This window comes from Stenotrophomonas sp. Sm6012 (assembly GCF_030985895.1).
GTDB classification, from domain to species: domain Bacteria; phylum Pseudomonadota; class Gammaproteobacteria; order Xanthomonadales; family Xanthomonadaceae; genus Stenotrophomonas; species Stenotrophomonas forensis.
The window spans coordinates 1-3,419 of sequence record NZ_JAPTFX010000237.1; the positions used below are offsets into that span (position 1 = coordinate 1).

The window sequence follows — 3,419 nt, forward strand, 5'->3', positions numbered from 1 at the left end:
GTTGGTTGGCGCTTCGTGTGTCGACCAAGGTCGACACCTACCTGGCCGCGTGGGCCCGGCGTCAGCCGTTGCCGGGGAACGCCTGGCGCAGTTCGTCCACCAGCACCCGCTCGTTCTCCGAATAGTCGATCGGCACCGACACCAGGTGCACCCCGCCCTCATTGAACGCCGCTTCCAAGGTCGGGATGAACCGCTCGATGGCCGTCACCTCGTGCCCCCTGCAGCCATAGGCCTCGGCATACTTGACGAAATCCGGGTTGCCGAAGGTCATGCCGTAATCGGTGAAACCATCCACCGCCTGTTTCCAGCGGATCATCCCGTAGGCGCCGTCGTTGAGGATCAGCACCACCAGATTCAGGCCCAGCCGGCGCGCCGTTTCCAGCTCCTGGCTGTTCATCATGAAGCCACCATCGCCGCACACCGCCAGCACCCGCCGCTGCGGGTACAGGATCGAGGCCATGATCGCCGACGGCAGGCCCGCGCCCATCGTCGCCAGCGCGTTGTCCAGCAGCAGCGTATTGGCCACCTGGGTGCGGTAGTTGCGCGCGAACCAGATCTTGTACATGCCGTTGTCCAGCGCCACGATGCCGTCCGGTGGCATCACCTGGCGCACGTCGTGCACCAGCCGCTGCGGCGTGAACGCTTCCTCTTCGGCACGGTCAGCGATGTGCTCCAGGATGGTCGCGCGCAGCGGCAGCAGCGCATCGGCGTTCGGCACCGCACCCTCGATGCGATCGGCCAGCTGGGTCAGCGCGCGGCCGATATCACCGATCACTTCCACCTGCGGGAAGTACACCTGCTCCACCGCCGCCTGCGAGTAACCGATATGGATCACGGTCGGGCCGCCCGGGCGCATCACGAACGGCGGCTTTTCGGTGACCTCGTGGCCGATGGTCACGATTACGTCGGCCTGGTCGATCGCCATGTGCACGTAATCGCGCTCGGTCAGCGCCGCGGTGCCCATGTACAGGCCCGAGCCACCGGCCACCGCCCCCTTGCCCATCTGGGTGGTGAAGAACGGAATGCCGGCCCGCAGCACGAACGCTGACAGCGCTTCGCTGGACTGTGGCCGCGACGCCGCCGAAGCGATCATCAGCAGCGGACGCCTGGCGTTACGGATGATCTCCGCCGCACGATCGAGCGCCTCCGGGCTGGCAATGGGGCGCTCCACCGCGTGCGGGGGAATCAATGCCACGCCCTCGACCTCGTTGGCCGCGATGTCTTCCGGCAGTTCCAGCAGCACCGGGCCCGGCCGCTCTTCCTGGGCCACCCGGAACGCCTCGCGGACGATGGTCGGGATGGTGCGCGCCGAGACGATCTGCCGCGCCTGCTTGGTCAGCGGCTTCATCGTGCTGACGATATCCACGATCTGGAAGCGCGCCTGCTTGCTGGCAACGATGCCCTTCTGCCCGGTGATCATGATCACCGGCCACGCACCCAGCAACGCATACGCCGCGCCGGTGGTGAAGTTGAGCGCGCCCGGGCCAAGCGTGGCCAGGCACACGCCTGGCTTGCCGGTCAGGCGCCCATAAGTGGCCGCCATGAACACCGCCGCCTGCTCATGGCGGGTGACGACCAGCTCGATGCTGGAATGGCGGAGCGACTCGACCACGTCGAGGTTTTCTTCGCCGGGGATGCCGAAAATACGCTCGACGCCTTCGTTCTCAAGCGCGGCGACGAGCAGGTCTGAACCCTTGGACATTGGAATGCCGTCCTTTTCGCTGGACTGATGGTGGATCGTTGCAGGAAGGATGAGAGCCGCGCGTCAAGGCTTGTCGAACCACACCGTCTGCGCGTTGACGAATTCACGGATACCGAAGTGCGAGAGCTCGCGGCCGAAACCGCTCTTCTTCACGCCACCGATCGGCACGCGCGGGTCGGACGCCGAGAAGCCGTTGACGAACACGCCCCCGGTCTGCAGCCGGCGCGCCAGCTGCATGGCCCGCGCGCGGTCGCCGGTCCACAGGTTGCCGCTGAGGCCGAACTCGCTCTGGTTGGCCAGTTCCACCGCATGGTCGGCATCGCGCGCGCGGCTGATCGAGGCCACTGGGCCGAAGGTCTCGGTATCGAAGGCCTGCATGCCCGGCGCCACGCCGGCCAGCACAGTGGGGGCATAGAACGCGCCCGGGCGCTGCAGTTGATGACCACCGACCAGCAGCTGCGCACCGGCCTCCACCGAAGCGCGCACCTGCGCATCGAGCTGCTCAAGCAGATCCTGGCGCGCCATCGGGCCGATGCGGTTGCCGGGGTCGCGGCCATCGCCAATGGCCAGCGCCTGCACCTTCTGGCAGAACTGCGCCACGAACCGGTCGTAGACCGCCTCTTCGACGATGATGCGCTTGCCGGCAATGCAGACCTGCCCGGTGTTCTGGAAGCGCGAGGCCACCGCGGCATCAACGGCCGCATCGAGATCGGCATCGGCCAGCACGATGAACGGATCGGAGCCACCCAGCTCCAGCACCACCTTCTTCAGCGCCTGTCCGGCCTGGGCGGCAATGCTGCGACCGGCCGCCACGCTGCCGGTCAGGGTCACCGCGGCGATACGGTCATCGGCAATCGCACGGCTGGTGCCCTCGCGGCTGACGTTGGCGGCGATGAAGGTGCCGTCCGGCAGCCCGGCATCACGCCAGGCTGCATCCAGCAGCTGCGCGGTACCGACGATGTTCTCGGCCGGCTTCAGCAGGAAGCCGTTGCCGCCCATCAGGATCGGCACCGCCGCACGCATCACCTGCCAGTATGGGAAATTCCACGGCATGATGCCCAGCACCACGCCCAGCGGCAGGTAGGACACGTAGGCCTTGTCATCGGGCACCTGGGTCGGCTCGTCGCGCAGGAACTGCGCGCCGTGGTCGGCGTACCAGTCGCACAGCACGGCGCACTTTTCGATCTCGGCCAGTGATTCGGCCTGGACCTTGCCCATTTCGGCGGTGGCCAGCGCGGCCAGCTTTTCACGGTCACGGCGCAGTACGGCAGCCATCGCGCGCAGCACGCCGGCGCGCTGTTCGAGGCTGGTTTCGCTCCAGGCGGCAAAGCCGGCCTGGCCGCGGTCAAGGATCGCCTCCAGTTCGGCGTCGGTGGCGAAGGGATGGCTGGCGATGAGCTGGCCGGTGGCCGGATCGCGGGAAATGGCAGTGCTGGGGGCAGCGGACATGCAGGTCTCCTGGTGTCTCGACGACGGGCAGTGGCCCGTCTCCTGCACAGGAATGTGGACCTGTTCGATGGCAGCAACAAGGCGTCTGCTTATCCTGTGACCTGCACTTACCTGCCTGAATGGGCGGCTCTTGGCAGGGCTGCGCCCTGCACCCGCTCAAGCCAGAGCAACGTCAAAAGCCGGGATTCCGTGGGATGGCGGGGTGGGTCCGGTTGCGGGAGACGCCGTAAACCCGTCCTTGGGGGCTTGGCCGCGGCATCCATGCCGC

2 protein-coding genes are annotated in these 3,419 nt (G+C 67.1%); both read right to left on the reverse strand.

Translation table 11 applies throughout. The features are described from left to right. Nucleotides 1-61: 61 nt before the first annotated feature. Complete coding sequence (locus O0J73_RS21875) at nucleotides 62-1,702, reverse strand: acetolactate synthase large subunit (RefSeq protein ID WP_308309629.1); 1,641 nt, start codon at nucleotides 1,700-1,702, stop codon at nucleotides 62-64. 63 nt (nucleotides 1,703-1,765) lie between these two features. Beyond that, the gene (locus O0J73_RS21880; RefSeq protein WP_308309630.1) at nucleotides 1,766-3,151 is read right to left on the reverse strand and encodes an NAD-dependent succinate-semialdehyde dehydrogenase; all 1,386 of its coding nucleotides are present in this window, start codon (nucleotides 3,149-3,151) and stop codon (nucleotides 1,766-1,768) included. Nucleotides 3,152-3,419 lie beyond the last annotated feature (268 nt).